The 328-nt window shown below is 47.3% G+C and carries 2 tRNA genes; both read right to left on the reverse strand.

Going from position 1 to position 328, the window contains the following annotated elements:
* Window positions 1-160: 160 nt before the first annotated feature.
* Window positions 161-236: transfer RNA gene (locus QWY20_RS18610), tRNA-Ala, on the reverse strand.
* Between the two features lie 7 nt (window positions 237-243).
* Window positions 244-320, reverse strand: a tRNA-Ile gene (locus tag QWY20_RS18615).
* Window positions 321-328 lie beyond the last annotated feature (8 nt).

A 328-nucleotide genomic window follows, 5' to 3' on the forward strand; every position in this document is an offset into this window, starting at 1 on the left:
AACCACATGAAGTCGCACGCTTGTGAGTAAGGTCACAATAAATATTGTTACCTTGTTTTCTACTATCAGCTTGCCAAGTTGTTAAAGAGCAGTTTGAGATAAACTCAAATCAAAAAATTCCAACGGAATGTTTTGATTTGAACTTAATGAGCAACGGAAGTGGTGGAGCCAAGCGGGATCGAACCGCTGACCTCCTGCGTGCAAGGCAGGCGCTCTCCCAGCTGAGCTATGGCCCCAAATAATTGGTGGGTCTGAGTAGACTCGAACTACCGACCTCACCCTTATCAGGGGTGCGCTCTAACCACCTGAGCTACAGACCCATCTGTAC

This window comes from Alkalimonas cellulosilytica (assembly GCF_036325985.1).
GTDB classification, from domain to species: Bacteria; Pseudomonadota; Gammaproteobacteria; order Enterobacterales; family Alteromonadaceae; genus Alkalimonas; species Alkalimonas cellulosilytica.